At 40.6% G+C, this 20,794-nt stretch carries 21 protein-coding genes; all 21 read left to right on the top strand.

Translation table 11 applies throughout. The features are described from left to right. Positions 1–92: 92 nt before the first annotated feature. The 21 genes from DVR12_RS17415 to DVR12_RS17515 all read left to right on the top strand — a co-directional run bounded on the left by DVR12_RS17415 (position 93) and on the right by DVR12_RS17515 (position 20,782). Positions 93–350, top strand: coding sequence for a phosphopantetheine-binding protein (locus DVR12_RS17415; RefSeq protein WP_116977065.1), 258 nt, complete (start codon positions 93–95; stop codon positions 348–350). After that, a complete protein-coding gene (locus tag DVR12_RS17420; RefSeq protein WP_116977066.1) occupies positions 350–1,225 on the top strand; it encodes an LpxL/LpxP family acyltransferase in 876 nt (291 codons plus the stop codon). The genes DVR12_RS17415 and DVR12_RS17420 overlap by 1 nt, the downstream gene beginning before the upstream one ends. Before the next feature lie 75 nt (positions 1,226–1,300). Further along, a complete protein-coding gene (locus DVR12_RS17425; RefSeq protein ID WP_116977067.1) occupies positions 1,301–1,726 on the top strand; it encodes a 3-hydroxyacyl-ACP dehydratase in 426 nt (141 codons plus the stop codon). A gap of 6 nt (positions 1,727–1,732) precedes the next feature. Next, positions 1,733–2,482 (top strand): hypothetical protein, encoded by a 750-nt coding sequence (locus DVR12_RS17430; protein ID WP_116977068.1) that lies wholly within the window; start codon positions 1,733–1,735, stop codon positions 2,480–2,482. 7 nt (positions 2,483–2,489) lie between these two features. Next, positions 2,490–2,909: an acyl-CoA thioesterase gene (locus DVR12_RS17435; protein WP_116977069.1), complete on the top strand. Its 420-nt coding sequence runs from the start codon at positions 2,490–2,492 to the stop codon at positions 2,907–2,909. Positions 2,910–2,919: 10 nt separating this feature from the next. Beyond that, positions 2,920–4,056, top strand: a complete 1,137-nt coding sequence (locus DVR12_RS17440; RefSeq protein WP_116977070.1) for a beta-ketoacyl-[acyl-carrier-protein] synthase family protein — start codon at positions 2,920–2,922, stop codon at positions 4,054–4,056. A 36-nt stretch (positions 4,057–4,092) separates the two neighbouring features. After that, positions 4,093–5,154, top strand: a complete 1,062-nt coding sequence (locus tag DVR12_RS17445) for a methyltransferase (protein ID WP_233522418.1) — start codon at positions 4,093–4,095, stop codon at positions 5,152–5,154. Positions 5,155–5,351: 197 nt separating this feature from the next. Then, positions 5,352–6,608, top strand: coding sequence for an NAD(P)/FAD-dependent oxidoreductase (locus tag DVR12_RS17450; protein WP_116977072.1), 1,257 nt, complete (start codon positions 5,352–5,354; stop codon positions 6,606–6,608). Then, positions 6,601–7,224, top strand: coding sequence for a hypothetical protein (locus tag DVR12_RS17455; protein WP_116977073.1), 624 nt, complete (start codon positions 6,601–6,603; stop codon positions 7,222–7,224). The genes DVR12_RS17450 and DVR12_RS17455 overlap by 8 nt, the downstream gene beginning before the upstream one ends. 22 nt (positions 7,225–7,246) lie before the next feature. After that, on the top strand, positions 7,247–7,513 hold the full coding sequence (locus DVR12_RS17460; protein ID WP_116977074.1) for a phosphopantetheine-binding protein: 267 nt from the start codon (positions 7,247–7,249) through the stop codon (positions 7,511–7,513). Further along, a complete protein-coding gene (locus tag DVR12_RS17465; RefSeq protein WP_116977075.1) occupies positions 7,510–8,703 on the top strand; it encodes a beta-ketoacyl-[acyl-carrier-protein] synthase family protein in 1,194 nt (397 codons plus the stop codon). The genes DVR12_RS17460 and DVR12_RS17465 overlap by 4 nt, the downstream gene beginning before the upstream one ends. Before the next feature lie 17 nt (positions 8,704–8,720). Then, a complete protein-coding gene (locus DVR12_RS17470; protein WP_116977076.1) occupies positions 8,721–9,788 on the top strand; it encodes a beta-ketoacyl synthase N-terminal-like domain-containing protein in 1,068 nt (355 codons plus the stop codon). Then, positions 9,778–10,557 carry a polysaccharide deacetylase family protein gene (locus tag DVR12_RS17475; protein WP_116977077.1) on the top strand — a complete coding sequence of 260 codons (780 nt, stop codon included), beginning with the start codon at positions 9,778–9,780 and terminating at the stop codon, positions 10,555–10,557. The genes DVR12_RS17470 and DVR12_RS17475 overlap by 11 nt, the downstream gene beginning before the upstream one ends. Beyond that, the gene (locus tag DVR12_RS17480) at positions 10,550–11,179 is read left to right on the top strand and encodes an outer membrane lipoprotein carrier protein LolA (protein ID WP_116977078.1); all 630 of its coding nucleotides are present in this window, start codon (positions 10,550–10,552) and stop codon (positions 11,177–11,179) included. Before DVR12_RS17475 ends, DVR12_RS17480 begins: the two co-directional genes overlap by 8 nt. Further along, positions 11,142–11,780, top strand: coding sequence for a hypothetical protein (locus DVR12_RS17485; RefSeq protein WP_158563297.1), 639 nt, complete (start codon positions 11,142–11,144; stop codon positions 11,778–11,780). The genes DVR12_RS17480 and DVR12_RS17485 overlap by 38 nt, the downstream gene beginning before the upstream one ends. A gap of 2 nt (positions 11,781–11,782) precedes the next feature. Beyond that, complete coding sequence (locus DVR12_RS17490) at positions 11,783–12,145, top strand: hotdog family protein (RefSeq protein WP_116977080.1); 363 nt, start codon at positions 11,783–11,785, stop codon at positions 12,143–12,145. Then, complete coding sequence (locus DVR12_RS17495; RefSeq protein WP_116977081.1) at positions 12,146–13,333, top strand: DUF2062 domain-containing protein; 1,188 nt, start codon at positions 12,146–12,148, stop codon at positions 13,331–13,333. A gap of 7 nt (positions 13,334–13,340) precedes the next feature. Beyond that, positions 13,341–17,216 (top strand): trifunctional MMPL family transporter/lysophospholipid acyltransferase/class I SAM-dependent methyltransferase, encoded by a 3,876-nt coding sequence (locus DVR12_RS17500; RefSeq protein WP_116977082.1) that lies wholly within the window; start codon positions 13,341–13,343, stop codon positions 17,214–17,216. Continuing rightward, entirely contained in the window at positions 17,203–18,723 is a 1,521-nt protein-coding gene (locus tag DVR12_RS17505) for a phytoene desaturase family protein (RefSeq protein WP_116977083.1), read from the top strand. The genes DVR12_RS17500 and DVR12_RS17505 overlap by 14 nt, the downstream gene beginning before the upstream one ends. After that, a complete protein-coding gene (locus tag DVR12_RS17510) occupies positions 18,720–20,405 on the top strand; it encodes a C45 family autoproteolytic acyltransferase/hydolase (RefSeq protein ID WP_233522419.1) in 1,686 nt (561 codons plus the stop codon). The genes DVR12_RS17505 and DVR12_RS17510 overlap by 4 nt, the downstream gene beginning before the upstream one ends. Then, on the top strand, positions 20,405–20,782 hold the full coding sequence (locus tag DVR12_RS17515) for a holo-ACP synthase (protein ID WP_116977084.1): 378 nt from the start codon (positions 20,405–20,407) through the stop codon (positions 20,780–20,782). The genes DVR12_RS17510 and DVR12_RS17515 overlap by 1 nt, the downstream gene beginning before the upstream one ends. Positions 20,783–20,794: the final 12 nt, after the last annotated feature.

Below are 20,794 nucleotides of genomic sequence, written 5' to 3' on the forward strand. Positions count from 1 at the left end.
CTTTGACCCCTAATCAGGATTGGTACACCTTGAAAAACAGTTTTCGTCTATATTAATTTAATAACCAAGCCTATATCTGATTTTACACTTTTATGGATATCAATAATATAATAGCTGTCACAAATAAGTTTCTGGTAGAGGAGTTTGAAGCAAACCCCGAAGCAATTACACCTGAAGCAAACATGAAGTCTACCCTGGATCTGGATAGTCTGGATTATATAGATATGGTGGTAGTAATTGAAGATAACTTTGGATTCAAGGTTAATCCGGAAGATTTTCAGGCCATTGTTACATTCCAGGATTTCTATGGCTACGTTGCCAGTCGTGTTCAACAAAAAGAATTGGTGTAATGCCGTCCTGGCAAGGAAAATCTAAGGGAAGTAAGTTTGGATATAGTTGTTTTGTTTTCCTGCTAAAACATGGGGGAGTAAAGCCTGCATATCTGTTATTAAGGTTTGTGGCTTGTTATTACTTCCTATTTTCCTGGAGTTCCTCTAAACCAATCTATCGCTATTTCCGGACTAAAATCGGCTTTACCCGCTGGCAAGCCTTACTGAACCTGTATCGCAACTACTATATCTTTGGCCAGACGTTAATAGATAAGGTGGCAGTAATGGCCGATTTACCTGATAATTTCACATTTGAGTTTGAAGGCGAACATTTCCTCCGGGAAATGGTGGCAGGAAAAAAGGGTGGAATCCTGCTCAGCGCCCACCTGGGTAACTGGGAAGTAGCCGGTCACCTGTTCAAACGTCTCCAGACCAGAGTGAATATTGTCATGTTTGATGGAGAACATCAACGGATTAAGGATTATCTGGCCGGCGTCACCGGCGATCGCAATATGAATATTATTGTAATTAAGGATGATCTGTCGCATATTTATGCCATAAACGAAGCATTAAGCAAGCAGGAACTGGTTTGTATGCATGCCGACCGTTTTTTACCTGGTAACAAAACTATTACAACCGAATTTCTGAAGCAGGAAGCACGTTTCCCTGTAGGACCATTTATGCTGGCCGCAACATTCAGGGTACCAGTATCTGTAGTTTTCGCATTTAAAGAATCATCAACCCATTATCATTTTTTTGCTACAGAACCACGTGAATACCATGGGCGGAAAAATAACGGAGTTAATAATGCACTCAACGATTTTGTGCAGGCTGTGGAGCAGAAAGTGCAGCGTTATCCGGTTCAATGGTTCAATTATTACGATTTTTGGGAATAATACGTGTTTTTACTGTTAATAATTTCGTATAATTCAATTTATTTCGTGTTTCATTTTTATTAATAATTTGTGCAGATGTTTATTCATTCAGACGATATTACGGCTTATATCCCACAACGCCCGCCAATTGTAATGATCAACGGAATCAAAGAAGTGGAGGGCCCGATTACCCGTACAGGCTTTTTTATTGCCCCTGACAATGTTTTTGTAGAGGATGGTAAGTTGGCTGCTCCCGGCCTGATGGAAAATATTGCACAAACCGCAGCAGCCCGCATTGGCTATATTGCCAGACAACAGAATGCTCCCGTGCCTCTGGGATTTATCGGTGCTGTGAAAGATCTTGAAATATTTGAATTACCCGCCGTTGGTGAAACAATTGAAACCACCACCGAAATAGGTGGAGAAGTATTCAATGCCACTATGGTGCTCGGAAAAGTGATGCTTAATGGAAAAGTTTTGGCGCAATGTGAAATGAAAATCTTTGCAAATCCTCAAATATAATTCCTTATGAGTTACAGGTCATTTATTGTACTTCCCTTGCTGGTATGTTTTCTGGCCATCAATTCCCAGGCACAGACACTAAAGAATTTTCTCGATAATAAAGATTCTTCATTTACCTGGTTAGGGATAGATTTTACACAAGCCCGTTTAATTGGTGATGCAGGTGCCAACTTAGACGATATTATTCCCCGTCATTTTGCCGGTATCAATCAGGTAGTGGTAAATGAACCTAAAAAGTATGATATCGCAGGAGCTTTCCACCACAATAATTTTAATTCAGACATTTCCCTGGTTAATAAACGTAATGAATCTGTAAATAAAGAAACCTTTAAATCAGATAACACCAGCGATTTCACCAGACTAACCAATGATGATATTATCCGCCAGGTAAAATCATACGATTTTGCAGGAAAGAAGGGAATTGGTATCATGATGTTCGTTGAAGCCATGAATAAAACAGGAAAACAGCTCTCTGCTTATGTTACTTTCGTTGATATGGGTAAAAAGAATGTTTTGCTGACTGAAAGGATGACTGCTAAAACTGGTATGGGTTGGGGATTTCGTAACTTCTGGGCATTACCTGTAAGTTATGTTCTGAACCATTTTGATTCTGATTATAACAAAATCAAGGAAAAATATGCCAACGCCCAGGATCCTGAAGAAGAAAAACCAGTAGCTCCGGCTGCAAAAAAGGATACCAAAACCGGCGTAGCAGTTAAGGAAGAAACTAAAAAACAGCCTAAAAAGAAGGGGTAGAAAGAATATGTCGATTACAGCACGTACCGAAATACTAATAAGATTTAATGAAGCAGATCCGCTGGGAATAGTATGGCACGGGCATTATGTGCAGTATTTCGAAGATGGAAGAGAAGCATTTGGTGAAAAATACGGGTTACGATACCTCGATATTTTCGCTGAAGGATATACTGTTCCTGTAGTAAATATACAATGCGACTACAAGCGATCTTTACGCTATGGCGATAAGGTAGTAGTGGAAACGAGGTATGTGGACGACATGGCGGCAAAAATTAAATTTGAATATACGCTCACTAATCCGGCTACGGGTGAAGTAGTGGCCAAAGGTTCTTCTGTTCAGGTTTTTCTGGATAAAGAAACCTCCACACTTCAACTAATCACTCCACCCTTTTTTACTGAGTGGAAAAAGCGTAATGGATTAATTTAACTGAGGGAATATGCAAGTCTTTGTAGTAGCAGATAATATTGTGAGTCCACTCGGAAATACAACCCGGGAAAACTTTGACAAGGTATTGCAGGGTAGCAGTGGAATTACAAGACATGAAAATACTACGTTTGCAGATGCTCCATTTTTTGGTGCTTTAATGGCACCGGGCCAACTGGATGATTATATAGCTCCCTATAACCTGGCTGGTTACACTCGCTTCGAGAAAATGGTAATAGTGTCTGTAGCTTCGGTACTGGAACAAACCGGCATTAGCCTGTCTGATTCCCGTACCGGATTTATTGTGTCTACTACCAAAGGAAATATAGAGTTACTGGAACAACATTACGGGAATAAGATACCGTTACCGGAAATGCAACTCTCCCATACTGCAAAAAAAATAGGTAAATATTTCAATGCAGTAAATGACCCAATCGTGATCAGTAGTGCCTGTATATCCGGACTAGTGGCTGTTTTAACAGGCAGGCGTCTGATAGCTTCAGGGAGATATGATCATGTGGTAGTTACAGGGGCTGATGCATTTACCCGTTTTGTTTTATCCGGGTTTCAATCTTTTCAGGCTGTCAGCGCCCAACCATGCCAACCATTTGATACTAATCGCAGCGGGGTTACATTGGGGGAAGGTGCTGCCACCATTTTACTTAGTAAGGATTCCACCAACGCCACTTTTTTAGTAGGAGACGGTGGAATTAGTAATGATGCCAACCATATATCAGGACCTTCCCGTACAGGAATGGAACTGGCTAATGTAATGCAGCAGGCAATAGAAAGAAGTGGTCTGACTCCTGGCGAAATAGATTTTGTATCGGCCCATGGTACTGCCACTTTGTATAACGATGAAATGGAAGCAAAAGCATTGCATCATGCTGGTTTAGCAACCGTACCAGTGAATAGTTTAAAAGGTTACTATGGCCATACTTTAGGGGCTGCAGGGCTTATCGAGGCCATAATAAGCATGCAGGCCGCAAAAGCTGGAGTAATTTTACCTACAAAAGGTTTTGAAACCTTGGGGGTATCTATGCCTGTGAAGGTAGCAAACCAATTGCAAAACAAAGAATGCCGCCATTTCCTGAAAACAGTTTCGGGCTTCGGCGGATGTAATGCAGCCATGGTTTTTACCAACATATAATAATAACAGTAAATCCAAAAAATAAAATCGATCCTCGTGTTTAATAAAGAAACAAAAACAGCGCTGGAAGCACAAGAAGCAGCATTACGCCTGGCTTTTGCTCCGGTGGCATTTCAGGCAACCAGGGCATTGCGCGATATGGGTATACTAACAGCCATTAGTAATAGTCGTTCGGCCGGTACCACGATTGAAGACATAATGGAGAAAACCAACTTAAATCGTTATGCCGTAAGAGTACTGCTGGAAGCAGGTTTGGGGATGGAATTAATCATCGTTAACAATAAACGATACACACTTACCAAAACCGGTTACTTTATTTTACACGATCGCCTTACTCGTATCAATATGGATTTTTCTCAGGACATCTGCTACAAAGGTATGAATCACCTGCAGGAAAGCCTGAGAGACGGTAAACCAGCCGGATTAAGAGAATTAGGACCCTGGGATACCATTTATCCGGGCTTGTCATTGCTACCTCCTGAAATTGGTAAAAGCTGGTTCGATTTCGACCACTATTACTCCGATCTGGCTACTCCGGCAGCATTGAATATTGTATTTGAACATAAACCCAAAAAATTACTCGATATTGGCGGTAACACCGGAAAATGGGCTTTAGCTTGTACAGCTAAGGATCCTGATGTAGAAATCACTATATTCGATTTACCCGGACAAGCCGGTATTGCACAGCAGAAACTGAAAGAAGCGGGGGTCGACCATCGTGTGAATTTCCATATTGCTAACATCCTGCATGAAGAAGTGCCTTTCCCTGAAGGGTTCGACGCTATCTGGATGAGCCAGTTCCTGGATTGTTTTTCAGAATCAGAAATAGTTTCCATCTTAAAACGTTGCAGAGAAGCACTAAATGACGGCGGAACCATCTATATTCTTGAACCATTCTGGGATAGACAACAATTCAAGTCTGCAGCTTTTTGCCTTCAGCAAACATCGCTCTATTTTACAGCGATGGCTAATGGTAACAGTCAGATGTATCATTCAGAAGATTTCCTGCAATGCATTGATGATGCAGGGTTGAAAGTAGTTTCTACCAACGACCGGATGGGGATTAACTATACATTACTACAATGTCAGAAGAAATAAATTTGCTCGCAAAGTGGCAAAGCAGCAAAGACGCAAAGAGTTTTGTTTTTAATATCGATTAATAGGATTTTTGTACATTAATAACATAATCTCTAATGTAATCATAAAAAACTTTGCTTCTTTGCTACTTTGCTGCTTTGCGAGAAATAAACACAAATCATAAATCCCAAATCAATAATTCAAAATCTTCTTCCCTTATGAAAACAGAACAAGTTGATGTTTTAGTAATTGGTGCTGGCCCGGCAGGTACAGTAGCTGCGTCTATTATTCATCAGGCAGGGTATAAAGTGATGGTAGTAGAAAAGATGCGTTTCCCTCGTTTTGTTATAGGCGAAAGCTTGCTTCCGCGTAGTATGGAAGCACTGGAAGAAGCGGGTTTTATTGATGCAATTAAAGAAAAAGGTTTTCAACAGAAATACGGAGCAAAATTCGTCAAGGATGATGCTATTTGTGACTTTACATTTAAAGAGCAATTTACTCCCGGCTGGACCTGGACCTGGCAGGTGACCCGTGCAGATTTTGATAAAGCATTGGCCGATTGTCTCGAATCTAAAGGGGTACCTATTCATTACGAAACTACTGTAACCAATATAGAATTTAATGGTAGTGATTCTATCACTACTGTAGAAGACAAAGATGGTAATACCTCGCAGATTGCTGCACGTTTCATCGTAGATGGAAGTGGCTATGGCAGGGTAATTCCTCGTTTGTTTAATCTGGAGCGTAATTCCAACCTTCAGCCGCGTAAGGCTTTATTTGCCCATACTGTGGATGAACGCCGCTCTATGGCTGATGAACCTAACCGTATTACCGCTGTAGTACATAAAAAAGGGGTATGGATCTGGATTATTCCTTTCTCTACCGGTGTTACTTCTCTGGGTTTTGTGGGTGACCCTGAATTTTTTGAACAATATCCGGGAACCGACGAAGAAAAGTATAGAGCATTGCTGGAAGCAGAACCTTATACCAGAGAGAGATTCAGGGATGTGGAGTTGGTATTTGAGCCACGTATTCTGCAATCCTGGTCAGCAACTACCGACAAATTTTATGGAGATGGGTTTGTATTGACAGGAAATGTGACAGAATTTTTAGATCCAATTTTCTCTTCTGGCGTAACTTTGGCTTGTGTATCTGCTCAAACCGCCGCTAAATTGGTGATCAAAAAACTGAAAGGCGAGGCAGTTGATTGGGAAACCGAGTATATGCAACCAACTATGCAGGGTGTAAATACTTTCCGCTCATATGTAATGGCCTGGTATGAAGGAACTTTGGATACTATTTTCTTCAGAAAAGATCCTGATCAGCTGATAAAGGAGCAAATATGTTCTGTACTGGCAGGATATGTGTGGGATATGAGTAATCCGTTTGTGAATAACCACGAAAATGCGCTTAAACGCCTGGCCAGAACAATTGAATTAACAGATAAATTAAATAGTAGCTCTCATATTGAATAGTGAATTGGCACATATTACTGGTAGCGTCATTATATCACAAAATAAGGTGTATAAGGACGGTGAACTGATTTGGGAACATGATCCGAAGGCGGAAATCAGTGTTTTTATGCGTGCTGCTTACGACCAGTTTTCGGGGCAGTATCCCAAATTTCACAAAATGGATGCGCTGAGCAAACTTGGTTGGCTGGCAGCCGAAGTATTAGTGAAAGACAGCGATATTGCTACCTGTAAGCCGGAGGAAGTTGGATTACTGTTATCAAATCGCAGTAGTAGCCTGGATACCGATGTTCGTTACTTTGAAACGGTAAAGGAATTTGCCAGTCCGGCACTTTTCGTTTACACATTGCCCAATATAGTAATGGGCGAGATTTCAATCCGGCATGGTTTTAAAGGAGAGAATACTTTCTTTGTATCTGATTCATTTGATGCTGATCTGATGAGCAACTATGCATCTCAACTTATGGCAACTACCTCATTGAAAAGATGTCTGGTGGGATGGGTAGAGGTTATGGAGCAACAATACGAGGTCACAATGTTTCTTATAGGCGATAAAGCACACGGTTTGGCACAACCGTTAACAGCAAAGGCTTTAACGTCTTTATATCATAATAAATAGTTTAAATTTTAATCCAATTACAGTGGAACAGTTAATGAACGATCTGAAAGCGCAGATCATAGAGCAGTTAAATTTGCAGGAAGTAACCCCTGAAAACATTGGCAATGATCAACCACTGTTTTCAAAAGAAGGGTTAGGACTGGATTCTATTGATGCTCTTGAGTTGATCGTATTGTTACAGCAGCATTATAATATCAGAATCACCAATCCGGACGATGGACCTAAAATTTTCCACTCAGTTCGTTCAATGGCAGAATATATCTCTGCAAATCAAACTATACAAGCATGAGTGAAAAGGTGTGGATAGCAGGTGGAGGTGTCATAAGCGGAATAGGACTGAATTTACAGTCCTGTTTGCAATCATTCAGGGATAATAAACCTGGAATGACCGCTATGCAATACCTGTCGTCTGTTCATCGTGCTACTTTTCCCGTAGCCGAGGTAAAGGCAGATAATGCAACATTGGCAGATCTGGCAAGGATGCCTGAAGACATTAGTCGAACGGCTCTTCTGAGCATGATAGCTGCACGTGAAGCATGGGAGTCTTCCGGCCTTGGCGATATTTCCCAATATCGTGTTGCTTTTGTTTCAGGTAATACTGTTGGGGGGATGGATAAAACAGAAGATTTTTTTACAGAATATCTTAAGAATCCTTCTGGTGGCCGCTTACGTCAGGTTGTGCATCACGAATGCGGTAGTATCACCGAACTGGTGGCCGATATGTTAGGAGTCCGTCATCATCTCGCAACTATAAGTACTGCCTGTTCTTCCGGTGCTAATGCACTGATGTATGGCTCACGCCTTATCAAAAGTAACCAGGTAGATGTTGTAATTGCCGGCGGAACCGACGCGCTTACCCGTTTTACACTCAATGGATTTAATACATTAATGATCCTGGATCAGCAAGCCTGCCGGCCATTTGATGAAACCCGTACAGGGCTTAATCTGGGCGAAGGTGCTGGTTATGTTGTAATGGTTTCAGATAGCCTTGCGGCTCAGATTCAACCCTGGTGCAGACTAAGCGGGTTTGGAAATGCCAATGATGCTTATCACCAGACTGCTTCCTCTCCCGATGGAACCGGAAACTATCTGGCAATGAAAGCTGCTCTTGATAGAAGTGGATTGCAACCGCAACAAATAGGATATATTAATCTGCATGGAACCGGAACTCAGAATAATGATGTGGCAGAAGGATTGGCTATCGATAAATTATTTGCCCCTTCATTCCCATTGGTGAGTTCAACGAAATCCTTTACCGGCCACACTTTAGGAGCCAGCGGAGGAATTGAGGCAGTGTTTTCAGCATTGTCTGTAAAAGAAGGGATAGTATACCCAAATGCAAGATTTATGCATCAAATGAAGGAAATTCCTTTTGCTCCTGAAACTCAGTTTAGCACAGGTCATAATTTCCAGCATGTGATGTCAAATTCTTTTGGGTTTGGTGGTAATTGTTCCAGTCTGATTTTTTCAAAAGCTTAAAAACAACAGCAATATTCATGAATATTTATATTAATGGTACCGGTTGTGTTTCTCCGCAGCTTACTGCGCAAGGTGGCCCTTTGCTTGGTACGCTGAAAGAATACGAACAGGTTCGCCTGGCTGTTGTTGATCCGGATTATAAACAGTGGATAGATCTCAAACAGATTCGCAGAATGAGCCGCATTGTGAAAATGGGCGTTGCTGCTGCTAATCTTAGCCTCGAATCTGCCGGTCTTTCAACTCCCGATGCTATTATCACAGGAACTGCCTACGGATGCTTAGACGATACCGGCGTGTTTCTGACCAAAATGGTAAATCAGCAGGAAGAAATGCTTACTCCAACTGCTTTTATTCAAAGTACCCATAATACCGTAGCCGGACAGATTGCATTACTCCTGCAATGCCATGGCTATAACAATACATTTGTACACCGGGGATTTTCATTTGAAAATGCATTGGTTGATGCTATCTTAATTCTAGGTGAAGGAAGCGCTGAAAATATTTTGGTTGGAGGGATGGATGAAATTACCAATCATAGCCATCAAATTTTATCGCGGTTTGGCATCTATAAAAAAGCTCCAGTAAAAACAATGGATCTTTTAAATAGTCCTGAACCCGGAACCATTGCTGGTGAAGGTGCGGCATTTCTAACCCTGAGCAATACCAAAGGTCCTGGATGCACCACTATGCTAACAGGAGTTTCTACCTTGTATAAACCACTTTGGGAAGGTGAAGTAATTGGTCATATCGTTAAGTTCCTTGAAAGTAATAACTGTACACCAGAAGATATAGATTTATTGGTGACAGGCAGAAACGGAGATATAGACCAGGATGAAATGTATGAAGAAGTTGCAGCGGCCTTATTTCCGGATCATCCGGAAGCCTGCTTTAAACACCTGTGTGGCGAATATCCTACTGCCACTGCATTTGGAACATGGATGGCGAACGCGTTGATCGCTGAGCAAACAGTTCCTGAAGCAGCAATGTTTTACGGAAATCCACCTGAAAAAATTAATAAAATACTCTTATACAACCACCATCAGGGAACTCACCATTCCTTTATTTTACTGAGCCATGTTGAATAACCGGATCGTAAATATCATTGTTATTTTCAGTTTATTACTGATCCTGTTCCTTCATAAAGGAATGGGATATAACATTGCAATATGGTGGTATGCCGTACCAATACTCGTGTTTTTGCCTCTTACTATTCGAGGGGCAATGAATGTTGGCTCTGGATATTTTATGAAAGTTATTTGCAAAGCCACTACTTCCGAAAAGGTAGTGGCTTTATCGTTTGATGATGGCCCTCTTCCCACTTACACTCCCGTAATACTGGATGTATTAAAGATGGAAAAAGTGGCAGCTGCATTCTTTTGCATAGGTAAACATATTACTGGTAACGAACACTTACTGCAACGCATCTACGCCGAAGGACATGCAATAGGCAACCATACTTATTCCCATGCCTTCTGGTTTGATATGAAACTCTCTGGTAGTATGCTGAAAGATATGCAGCAGATGGATGTTATGACCACTACAGCTACAGGCCTGCAACCACGCTTGTTTCGTCCGCCCTACGGGGTTACAAACCCTAATCTGGCAAGGGCTGTAAAAGCCGGTGGCTATATCCCGGTAGGATGGAATATCAGATCATTGGATACAGTTGCCAAAAACCAGGACGAATTATTAAATAGGGTAGTGTCTCAGTTACAACCAGGGGCCGTAATCCTTTTGCATGATACCTGCCAGATAACGGCTGAAATATTACCTACACTCATTAACCGTATTCGGGAACAGGGTTATAGGTTTGAAAGAATTGATAAAATGTTAAATCTGCCAGCTTATGTATAAATGGCTTTTAGTGATCTTAAGTGTTATAGGAACAAGCGTTAAAGCCCAGTCGGGCTTTAAACCGGTAGCAGACATCAATCCACTTAAACAACAGTTTGCAAAAGCTGCTCAGCAAACTCAAAGTATCCAGTGCGACTTTGTGCAGGAAAAAAATCTGAGCATGCTTTCAGATAAAATTACTTCCAAAGGTAAATTCTGGTTTAAGAAAGATAATAAAGTAAGAATGGAATATCAACAACCTTCTTATTATCTGCTGGTAATAAACGGAAAAGATATTCGTATTAAAGATTCCCAAAAAGAAAATAAAGTATCCGGGAAAAGCAATAAACTGTTTGAACAGATTAATAAAATAACGGTCGACTGTGTGAGAGGTACGGTATTGGACAATTCAGATTTTCGCACCAAAGCTTCTGAGAATGCACAATACTATAAGCTGGAACTTGAACCGGTGAATAAAACCTTGAAAGACTACTTCAATACAATAATATTGTTGGTAGACAAACTCGATTATTCTGTATCCAAAATTACTATGGCAGAAGCATCCGGCGACGATACTTCCATCAGCTTTTTACATAAACAACTGAATGCAAACATTCCTGATGAAGTATTTTCTGTTAAGTAGCATAATCGGACTGGTGAGCTTGAGCAGTTGTAGTAACGTTTATAAGAAACTACAAACTACCAGCACTGATGTAAAATGTATAGAACAATTTAGTCCGCATTTTACATCTACCCTCTATAGCACCCAGGTAGATATTCTCAAGCATCATTTAAGTGGATTACTGTTCTTTAAACAGATGCCTGATAGCAGTACCAGAGTTGTATTTTCGAATGAAATGGGATTTAAATTTTTTGATTTTGAATTTTCAAAAGATGGAAAATTTACCAAACATTATCTTTTAGATAAAATGGATAAACCCGCAGTTGTAAAAACACTGGAACAGGATTTTGCCCTGGTGTTATTAAAACCTGATTTACAACAGGCGCATACTGCAACTGATAATCATTACAACTATGTAGTTGTACCCACTGCAAAAGGCAATAACTACTATATTACGGATACTGCCTGTACCAGTCTTATCAGAATAGAGAAATCATCGAAACGCCGGCCAGCTGTAACAGTATGGATGACAGAATATAACAACGGAACACCAGATTCTATCAGGATAAGACACGAACATTTTAAATTTAATATTTCACTACATAAAGTAGTAAAGCAATAAATATGTTAGCAGGAAATTTTTATACCGTTACCGCACAACAGCAGGATGCCGGACAAATTAGTACCACCATCGAACTAAATGCCAGTCATCCTATTTTCGGAGGCCACTTTCCGGAGCAACCAGTAGTACCTGGTGTATGCATGATGCAAACCATTACCGAAGTACTGGCTACTGCATTACAGAAACCTGTAAAGCTGCAGAAAGCTACCCAGATGAAATTCCTGACCATGATTGATCCGGTAAAACAACCCCAGGTAGATGTGACGGTATCCTATAAGGAAGAAGCGGAAGGGCTTTGGAAAGTAACAGCTTCTCTGAAGCGCGACGATAAAACATTCATGAAATTTCAGGGGCTTTTCAACTAAGTGAGCAATACACCTACACATAACGAAATATTTGAGCGTCATGGTGCTGCCGTATTAATCCCTACATATAACAATGAGGGTACATTGGCTGCTGTGATTAAAGACGCTTTGTCGTATACTCACCATGTTATTGTGGTGAACGATGGAGCTACAGATTCTACACCTGAAATCCTGGATCAGTTTCCAGGCATTCAGCTGGTATCGTATAATCCAAACAGAGGTAAAGGAATTGCATTGCGCAGAGGATTTACCTATGCCCGGGATAAAGGCTACAGCTATGTGATCACTATGGATGCCGATGGTCAGCATTTTGCTGATGATTTGCCAAATATGCTGCAACAAATAGTTGAAAAGCCAGATACCCTTATCATTGGAGCAAGAAACCTGCATCAGGAGAATATGCCCGGAAAAAATACATTTGCCAACAAGTTTTCTAACTTCTGGTTCTATGTAAATACCGGCCTGAAAGCTCCCGATACTCAATCGGGTTATCGCGTATATCCGTTGGAGTTGATAAAGAAAATTCCTTTCGTTTGCACCAAGTACGAATTTGAAGTAGAAGTACTGGTGCGTAGTGCATGGAGAGGAATTAAGGTTGACTGGACACCGGTTAAAGTCTATTATCCACCTGCAGAAGAAAGGGTTTCACACTTTAAGCCATTCAGAGATTTTTCAAGAATAAGTGTGCTGAATACTGTATTGGTTTTAGTAACGCTTTTATATATTAAACCCCGCGATGTATTGCGTTTTCTTTTAAAAAAAGAAAACTGGAAAAAGATGTGGCGGGAAGAAGTGATAAATGCCAATGAATCTAATGCCCGTAAAGCCACTGCTATAGGCTTTGGAGTATTCATGGGCATTGTTCCTATTTGGGGGTTTCAACTATTGGTGGCCATGTTGGTATCAATCAAATTCAAATTGAATAAAGCATTGGTATTTTTGGCAGCTCATATCAGTACACCACCATTAACACCTTTTATCATATTTGCCAGCTTTATTACCGGTAAGATCTGGATGGGGCAATCGTCGAGAGATCTATTATTTTCCAACGGCTTTAATTTTGCTACCATACGCGATAATATGCTGCAGTATGTTGTAGGAAGTATCACATTAGCTATTGGAGCAGGATTAGTAGCCGGAATTGTTAGCTGGGTTTTACTGGCATCATTCAGGAGAAAGAGAAATTAATTTTAAAATGGGTAGTTTTTTTGTATCGATTTACAACTTTTTTGAGAAGCATAAAATAGCGCTGTGGTGCTGTACCATCGCCTGTTTTCTGCTGGCAGGATATTTTGCTGCACAAATAAAGCTGGAAGAAGACATCACAAAAATTCTACCGCAAGATAAAAAGCTGGATAAACTACAACAGGTATTTCAGGATTCACGATTTGCAGATAAACTGGTAGTTACCATTTCTCAGAAAGATACTACCGCTGCAGCTGATCCTGATAGTCTTACTGCCTATGCCGCCAATTTTGCAGCAGTTACCAGTACACAGCTTTCTCCTTATATCAAGAGTATTCAAGCCCAGGCCGAAGATAGCGCCATCATGGGATTAATGCAGGTAATCCAGCAACACCTGCCAATATTCCTGGAAGCAAATGATTACAAAAAGATAGATTCTCTGCTCGAAAAAGCAATCCTGCAACAATCATTACAATACGACTATAATACACTGATCTCACCGGCCGGATTGGTTCTGAAAAAAATGATTCAGGCAGATCCTGTTGGTATTTCATGGATAGGCATCAAAAAACTTCAGCATCTGCAATATGATGAGCAGTTCGAGCTATATGATAATTACATTATCACCAAAGATCATAAGCATGTAATGATCTTTATCACTCCTGCTAATCCTCCGGGCGCTACAAAAATAAATGCCCAATTTTTAACTCAATTAGATCATATTAAAGATAGCCTGGATGCCCGGCATCCGGATATCTATGCAACCTACTTCGGCGGTACAGCTGTTTCTGCAGGTAATGCTACCCAGCTACGCCAGGATACCATGCTCACACAGGGCATTACAATTGTATTGCTCATAACCCTTATCGCTTTATTCTTCAGAAAAAAAAGAGCTCCGGTATTGGTAATGCTACCTGTGGTATTTGGTGCATTATTTTCATTGGCCTGCATTTATATCATTAAAGGGCATATAGCTGTAATGGCTTTAGGAGCCGGAGCAGTAGTATTGGGAATTGCTGTTAACTATTCTTTGCACGTATTTAATCATTACAGGCATACCCCCGATATCAGAGAGGTAATACGCGATTTGGCAACACCTATGACATTAGGTAGCTTCACCACAGTTGGCGGATTTTTATGCCTACAGTTTGTAAAATCACCAATGTTGCAGGATGTAGGGTTATTTGCTGCAATGAGCCTTGTAGGAGCCGCCCTCTTTTCCCTGATCTTTCTACCTCACTGGATCGTAATCGGAAAACAACCGCATACAGAACATGAACATTCAGATAACTGGCTGGATAGATTTTCTAACCTGAAACCTGAAAAGAATAAGTGGCTGGTAGGTGGCATTGTTGTGTTAACTATAGTTTTCTTTTTCACTGCACAGAATGTAAGCTTCGAGAGTGATATGATGCGCATGAACTTCATGCGACCAGAATTACAGGCGGCCGAAAAACATTTAAATACAGTAAATAACTATACAGCTCAAACTGTTTATGTTGTTTCTGATGGTAACAATCTTGAAACAGCACTGGAGAACGGTGAGAAACTGATCCCGGTTTTAAAGCAATTACAGGAGCAGGGTGCTGTAAAGAAATATGCAGGTGTACAGGCTTTATTACTATCAGAAAAGGAACAACGCGAACGCATTCAACGCTGGCAAGCCTACTGGACACCAGAAAAGAAACAGCAGCTACTAGATTATCTGAGAAGTACCGGTGCAGGCATGGGCTTTAGTGCAAAGGCTTTCGACCCTTTTCAGCAACTACTTAATAAAAATTTTGAACCTCTTTCTGAAACTGATACCCAGATATTACAGCAAGGAAATATTGGCGACTTTATCATTCAAAAGAAAAATAATACTTCGCTGGTAACCTTACTGAAAGTAGATCCGGCTCACAAACAAGCCATTTATGCCGCCCTTGATCAGCTCCCGGGTACTACGGTGCTGGATAAGCAATATGCAGCCAACAGATTGGTTGAAGTGATCAGAGATGAATTTAACAGCATCGCCTGGATGACTTCTCTGCTGGTATTCACTGCCCTGTTGCTATCCTACGGTCGTATAGAACTGGCATTGATTACGTTTATTCCTATGGCCCTGAGCTGGGTATGGATACTCGGAATAATGGGAATGTTTGGGATTTCCTTCAATATTGTAAATATCATTTTATCTACCTTCATTTTTGGTTTGGGAGATGATTATAGCATCTTCACCATGGATGGTTTGCTTCAGGAATATAAGACAGGTAAGAAAACGTTGTCTTCCTATAAATCCTCCATCTTCCTTTCCGCTATTACCACCATGTTGGGATTGGGTGTATTGATCTTTGCAAAACATCCGTCTCTCAAGTCAATAGCCCTCATTTCAATTATCGGCATTGGTACCGTTGTATTGATTTCGCAGGTAATGATCCCGGTATTGTTCAATTTACTTATTACCAACCGTGTAAAGAAAGGGTATGCACCATGGACCCTCAAGGGATGGTGTTTTTCAGTATTCTCATTTACTTACTTTACACTGGGTTGCCTGATAATGACAGTCATAGGCTGGGTACTTATTAAGGGCAAAGTGATAGGTAAAGACAGGGGAAAAACACTTTATCATAAAATATTATCGGCCTATACCCGTAGTGTTATCTATATAATGGGAAATGTTAAGAAGCGGATTATTAATCCACTTAACGAGCAACTGGATAAACCTGCTGTAATTATCAGTAACCATCAGTCCTTTCTTGATATTCTCGTTTCTACTATGCTTAATCCTAAAGTGATTCTGCTAACCAATCACTGGGTTTGGCGCTCACCGGTTTTCGGAGCAGTAGTAAGAATGGCTGATTATTATCCGGTAGCTGATGGTGCTGAAGGAGCAATAGATAAACTCCGTTCAATGGTGGAACAGGGATATTCGATCGTTGTATATCCTGAAGGTACCAGATCGCCCGATCCTGTAATTAAAAGATTCCATAAAGGAGCATTCTATATAGCCGAAGAATTGAACCTGGATGTTCTTCCTATCGTAATTCATGGTACCGCCTATACGATGTCGAAAGGTGATTTTCTGCTGAAAGATGGTACAATTACCGTTAAATATTTGCCTCGTATTAGTCAGTCTGCCACAGAGTGGGGAACAAATTACAGTGCAAGAACAAAGAATATTAGCAGATACTTCAGAGAGGAATATGAAAAAATGCGTGAAGAGATTGAAGTACCAACCTACTTCCGCGAGCAACTGAAATATAATTATATCTATAAAGGGCCAATACTCGAGTGGTACATGCGTATTAAAACGCGTCTGGAAGGCAACTACGAACTATTTAATAAGCTTCTTCCAAAAGAAGGCAAAATAATGGATATCGGTTGCGGTTACGGCTTTATGGATTATATGCTCTCCTGGAGCGCCCCTGGGCGTGAAATCACCGGAGTAGATTATGACGAAGACAAGATTGCAACCGCGAATTGGTGCTTCAAAAAGCCGGCAACACTGCAATTCATGGCAGGTGATGCTACCGAATTAACTCATCAAACTTACGATTCCTATATTCTTAGTGATGTGCTGCATTATCTTTCCTCTGAAGAACAGGAAGAATTGCTGAAACATTGTATTGAATACCTGTCGCAAGATGGTGTTATCATCCTGCGAGACGGAGACAAAGACAGAAAAGAAAGGCACGAAGGTACCAGACTCACAGAATTCTTTTCAACCAAAGTGATTGGATTCAATAAAACTAAAGATCGGCAGTTATCATTTTTTTCTGCATCCCGTTTGCGAGATCTTGTAAACAAATATGGTGCAGTAGCTGAGGAAATTGATAATACACGCTTCACTTCAAACGTAATATTTGTTATTAAAAAAGTTACCCTGAAAAATTATGCACAACTATGATGTAATCATTATAGGTAGTGGTCTTGGAGGTCTGGTATGCGGTGCAATTCTCAGTCAGCACGGCTATCGGGTATGCATATATGAAAAGAACCGCCAGATTGGTGGTTGCCTTCAAACCTATTCTCGCAGCAAAGTAATCTTTGATTCCGGAGTACACTACATCGGTGGACTCGCGGAAGGTGAGAATCTTTTTAAAGTATTTAAGTACCTCGGTATTTATGATGAACTAAAGCTGAAACGTATGGATATGGCCGGATTTGATCATATTCAGTTTGAAGGCGACCCTACAGTTTATCGTTTGGCCCAGGGAGAAGAGAATTTTATCAATACACTACTGCAACAATTCCCGGAGGAAGAAGAAGCCCTGCGTACCTATTGTAATAAAATAAAAGAAGTATGCAGCAAGTTCCCTTTATATAATCTGCGCACCGGTAATTATGAAGAGAAGCAGAGTGTATTGCATATCAATACCGCTGAATATCTGCGTAGTATCACTCAAAATGAAAAACTAAGACAGGTATTGGCCGGCAATAATCTTTTATATGCCGGGATTGCGGAAAAGACACCATTTTACGTTCATGCGCTGGTGCTTAACAGTTATATGAACAGTTCCTGGAAATGCGTAGATGGTGGATCTCAGATTGGGAAGTTGTTATCAAGGAAAATCATAGCCAATGGAGGCAGCATCGTGCGAAACATGGCGGTAACTTCAATACAGGGAGTGGGAGAGCAGGTAGATCATATTGTGCTGCAAGACGGAACTACGGCAAAAGCAACACAATATATATCCAACCTGCATCCGGTGCAAACGCTGGCCATCACCCAAAGTGATGTGGTAAGGAATGCCTATCGTAACAGAATGCAGGGATTACCAAATTCTGTAGGTGCTTTTGTGTTGAACGTTGCGTTAAAACCCGGATCTTTCCCATATCTGAACCATAACTATTATTATCATGCTACCGATAATGCCTGGGCCGGAATTACATATGAAGAGGCAAACTGGCCACAGACCTATGCAATATATGTTTCTGCCAGTTCAAGAAATTCTGAGTATGCCGAAGCGCTGTCGGTAATGACTTATATGAAGTATGAAGATGTTGCACCTTGGCAACATACTTTTAATACAGATACTCATTCGAGTAGCCGGGGAGATGATTATGAGCAGTTTAAGAACTCAAAGGCGGAACAACTTATTGCAGCAGTGGAGCAAAAATTCCCGGGATTCGGTGAGGCTATTCTTTCTTACAATGTGGCTACTCCATTGTCGTATCGCGATTACCTGGGAACCTCCGACGGGAGTATGTATGGTATAATCAAAAGCTGTGACGACCCGTTAAGAACCATGGTTTCTGCCCGCACTAAGCTGTCTAATTTGTATCTTACTGGTCAAAATCTGAACTTGCATGGAATTTTAGGGGTAACTATCAGTAGTATTATTACTTCTGCTGAGTTACTGGGAATGGAATATCTGGTAGAAAAAATTAATCAATCAACTGTTGTAAAGTGAAAACAAAGAAAAGAAGTGGTTGGAGAAAATTAGGCCGTATCCTCTTATTCATTTTAGGAGGTTTTTTGCTACTAATAGTAGGGCTATGCATTTACCTGGTTGCTGTTAGTAATATGGAGCTTCCTAAGGTGGCCGATCAGAGCGCCCTTAATTTACAACGTAAGAATATCGACAGTACTTGTTATACTATCGGAAACAACTGGTTCAGGAAGAGTAATAGTGGTTTGTATGAAATGTATGTTGAAGGAACTCCTTTTGAAAGAGGGGTCATCAATGGCAAATTATCCGGAGAATTAATTCGTAGCCAGGAAGATATTTTTGTTGCTCAGTTTAGCAAGATGGTGCCTTCTACCACCTATCTGCACTTTCTTAAATATTTCATAGGGTGGTTCAACAGAGATCTTCCTGATCATGTGCAGGACGAGTTTAAACAGGAAATCTATGGCGAATCATTTTCAGCTTCACCCAACTACGACTATATAGGTACCAACTACGCAAGGTTAATGAATTATCATGCTGCCCATGATATTGGACATGCATTACAGGGTATGATGCTGGTGGGTTGTACTTCCTTTGGTACCTGGAATACAGATTCTGCAGATAGCTCACTAATCATAGGCCGCAATTTCGACTTCTACATGGGAGATGATTTTGCCAGAGATAAAATGGTGGTATTTTATAACCCAAGTGCAGGTCATAAATTCATGTTTGTAACCTGGGGTGGATTTACCGGAGTTGTTTCAGGTATGAATGAAGAAGGATTAACAGTTACCATTAATGCTGCTAAAACCAGTGTGCCTACCGGAGCTGCAACTCCTGTTTCATTAGTAGCAAGAGAAATCCTGCAATACGCAAAGAATATAGATGAGGCAACTAAAATTGCTAAGTCGAGAAAGATGTTTGTATCCGAATCATTTTTGGTAGGTTCTGCAAATGATAATAAAGCTGTGGTGATAGAGAAAACACCGGAAGGAATGGATATCTATGATCCTAAAGAAAATTTTATCACCTGCACGAATCATTTTCAGGGCCCTGAGTTAGGAAAATTGTCCTCTAATCTGCAACAGGTTAATGAAAGTGCTTCCAGCTACCGCTATGAGAGATTAAGAGAATTGCTGAAAGAAAAAAGTCCTAACACCCCACAGAAAACAGTAGAAATACTCAGAGATCGTGGTGGTTTGCATAATGAAGATATCGGATTGGGTAACGAAAAAGCCATCAATCAGCTTATTGCACATCATGCTATTGTATTTGAGCCTAAGAAGCGTATGGTTTGGGTTTCTACAAGTCCATGGCAATTAGGTCAGTTTGTTGCATATGATTTAAAGAAAGTTTTTGAGATGAAAGGTTTGGAAACAGATCACGAAATCTACGACAGTGCTCAAACTATTGCTGCTGATACTTTTCTGTTAACAAAGGCCTACCAGGATTTTAATACGTACCGTCAACTGCGCGATCAGATGAAAGATGGGAAAGAGGTGGATCCGGATGCCTTAATTGCGGCTAATCCACAATATTACCATAGTTATGTATTGGCGGGAGATTATACATTTAAGAAGAAAAATTATTCTGCTGCCAAAAAATACTACGAAACGGCATTAACAAAAGTAATAGCAACAAAAGGAGAAGAGAATCATATCAGGAAGCAGCTGGAATTATGTAATACTAAATCCGGGAAGTAATGATCTTAGGAATTGGAACAGATATCACTGATGTGTCTCGGGTTGCCGCTAAACTGGCTAAGGGAGAAGGTTTCAGGAATCTTGTATTTACACCTTTTGAAATCAGTTATTGCGAAAAACAGGCAGTTCCTGCCCAAAGCTATGCTGCCCGTTTTGCTGCAAAAGAGGCATTCTTAAAAGCCCTCGGAACAGGTTGGGGAAACGGAGGTGTAAATTTTGATGAAATTGAGGTGAGGAATGATGAGGCAGGGCAACCTTCTATTTTACTGATAGGAAATGCTACCAATAAGTATGAAGAGCGTGGAATCAAGAAAATCTGGCTTTCATTATCTCACGAACAACATGCTGCAATAGCAATGGTTGTATTGGAAGGTTAATTTTTAACACAA

The sequence above is a fragment of the Chitinophaga silvatica genome, assembly GCF_003419895.1.
In the GTDB taxonomy this organism is placed as follows: Bacteria; Bacteroidota; Bacteroidia; order Chitinophagales; family Chitinophagaceae; genus Chitinophaga; species Chitinophaga silvatica.

Excerpts from the sequence above, each read along its gene's own strand:
- DVR12_RS17415 (WP_116977065.1), top strand. The coding sequence starts at position 93 with ATGGATATCAATAATATAATAGCTGTCACAAATAAGTTTCTGGTAGAG.
- DVR12_RS17420 (WP_116977066.1), top strand. The coding sequence starts at position 350 with ATGCCGTCCTGGCAAGGAAAATCTAAGGGAAGTAAGTTTGGATATAGT.
- DVR12_RS17425 (WP_116977067.1), top strand. The coding sequence starts at position 1,301 with ATGTTTATTCATTCAGACGATATTACGGCTTATATCCCACAACGCCCG.
- DVR12_RS17430 (WP_116977068.1), top strand. The coding sequence starts at position 1,733 with ATGAGTTACAGGTCATTTATTGTACTTCCCTTGCTGGTATGTTTTCTG.
- DVR12_RS17435 (WP_116977069.1), top strand. The coding sequence starts at position 2,490 with ATGTCGATTACAGCACGTACCGAAATACTAATAAGATTTAATGAAGCA.
- DVR12_RS17440 (WP_116977070.1), top strand. The coding sequence starts at position 2,920 with ATGCAAGTCTTTGTAGTAGCAGATAATATTGTGAGTCCACTCGGAAAT.
- DVR12_RS17450 (WP_116977072.1), top strand. The coding sequence starts at position 5,352 with ATGAAAACAGAACAAGTTGATGTTTTAGTAATTGGTGCTGGCCCGGCA.
- DVR12_RS17465 (WP_116977075.1), top strand. The coding sequence starts at position 7,510 with ATGAGTGAAAAGGTGTGGATAGCAGGTGGAGGTGTCATAAGCGGAATA.
- DVR12_RS17470 (WP_116977076.1), top strand. The coding sequence starts at position 8,721 with ATGAATATTTATATTAATGGTACCGGTTGTGTTTCTCCGCAGCTTACT.
- DVR12_RS17475 (WP_116977077.1), top strand. The coding sequence starts at position 9,778 with ATGTTGAATAACCGGATCGTAAATATCATTGTTATTTTCAGTTTATTA.
- DVR12_RS17480 (WP_116977078.1), top strand. The coding sequence starts at position 10,550 with ATGTATAAATGGCTTTTAGTGATCTTAAGTGTTATAGGAACAAGCGTT.
- DVR12_RS17485 (WP_158563297.1), top strand. The coding sequence starts at position 11,142 with ATGCAAACATTCCTGATGAAGTATTTTCTGTTAAGTAGCATAATCGGA.
- DVR12_RS17490 (WP_116977080.1), top strand. The coding sequence starts at position 11,783 with ATGTTAGCAGGAAATTTTTATACCGTTACCGCACAACAGCAGGATGCC.
- DVR12_RS17500 (WP_116977082.1), top strand. The coding sequence starts at position 13,341 with ATGGGTAGTTTTTTTGTATCGATTTACAACTTTTTTGAGAAGCATAAA.
- DVR12_RS17505 (WP_116977083.1), top strand. The coding sequence starts at position 17,203 with ATGCACAACTATGATGTAATCATTATAGGTAGTGGTCTTGGAGGTCTG.
- DVR12_RS17515 (WP_116977084.1), top strand. The coding sequence starts at position 20,405 with ATGATCTTAGGAATTGGAACAGATATCACTGATGTGTCTCGGGTTGCC.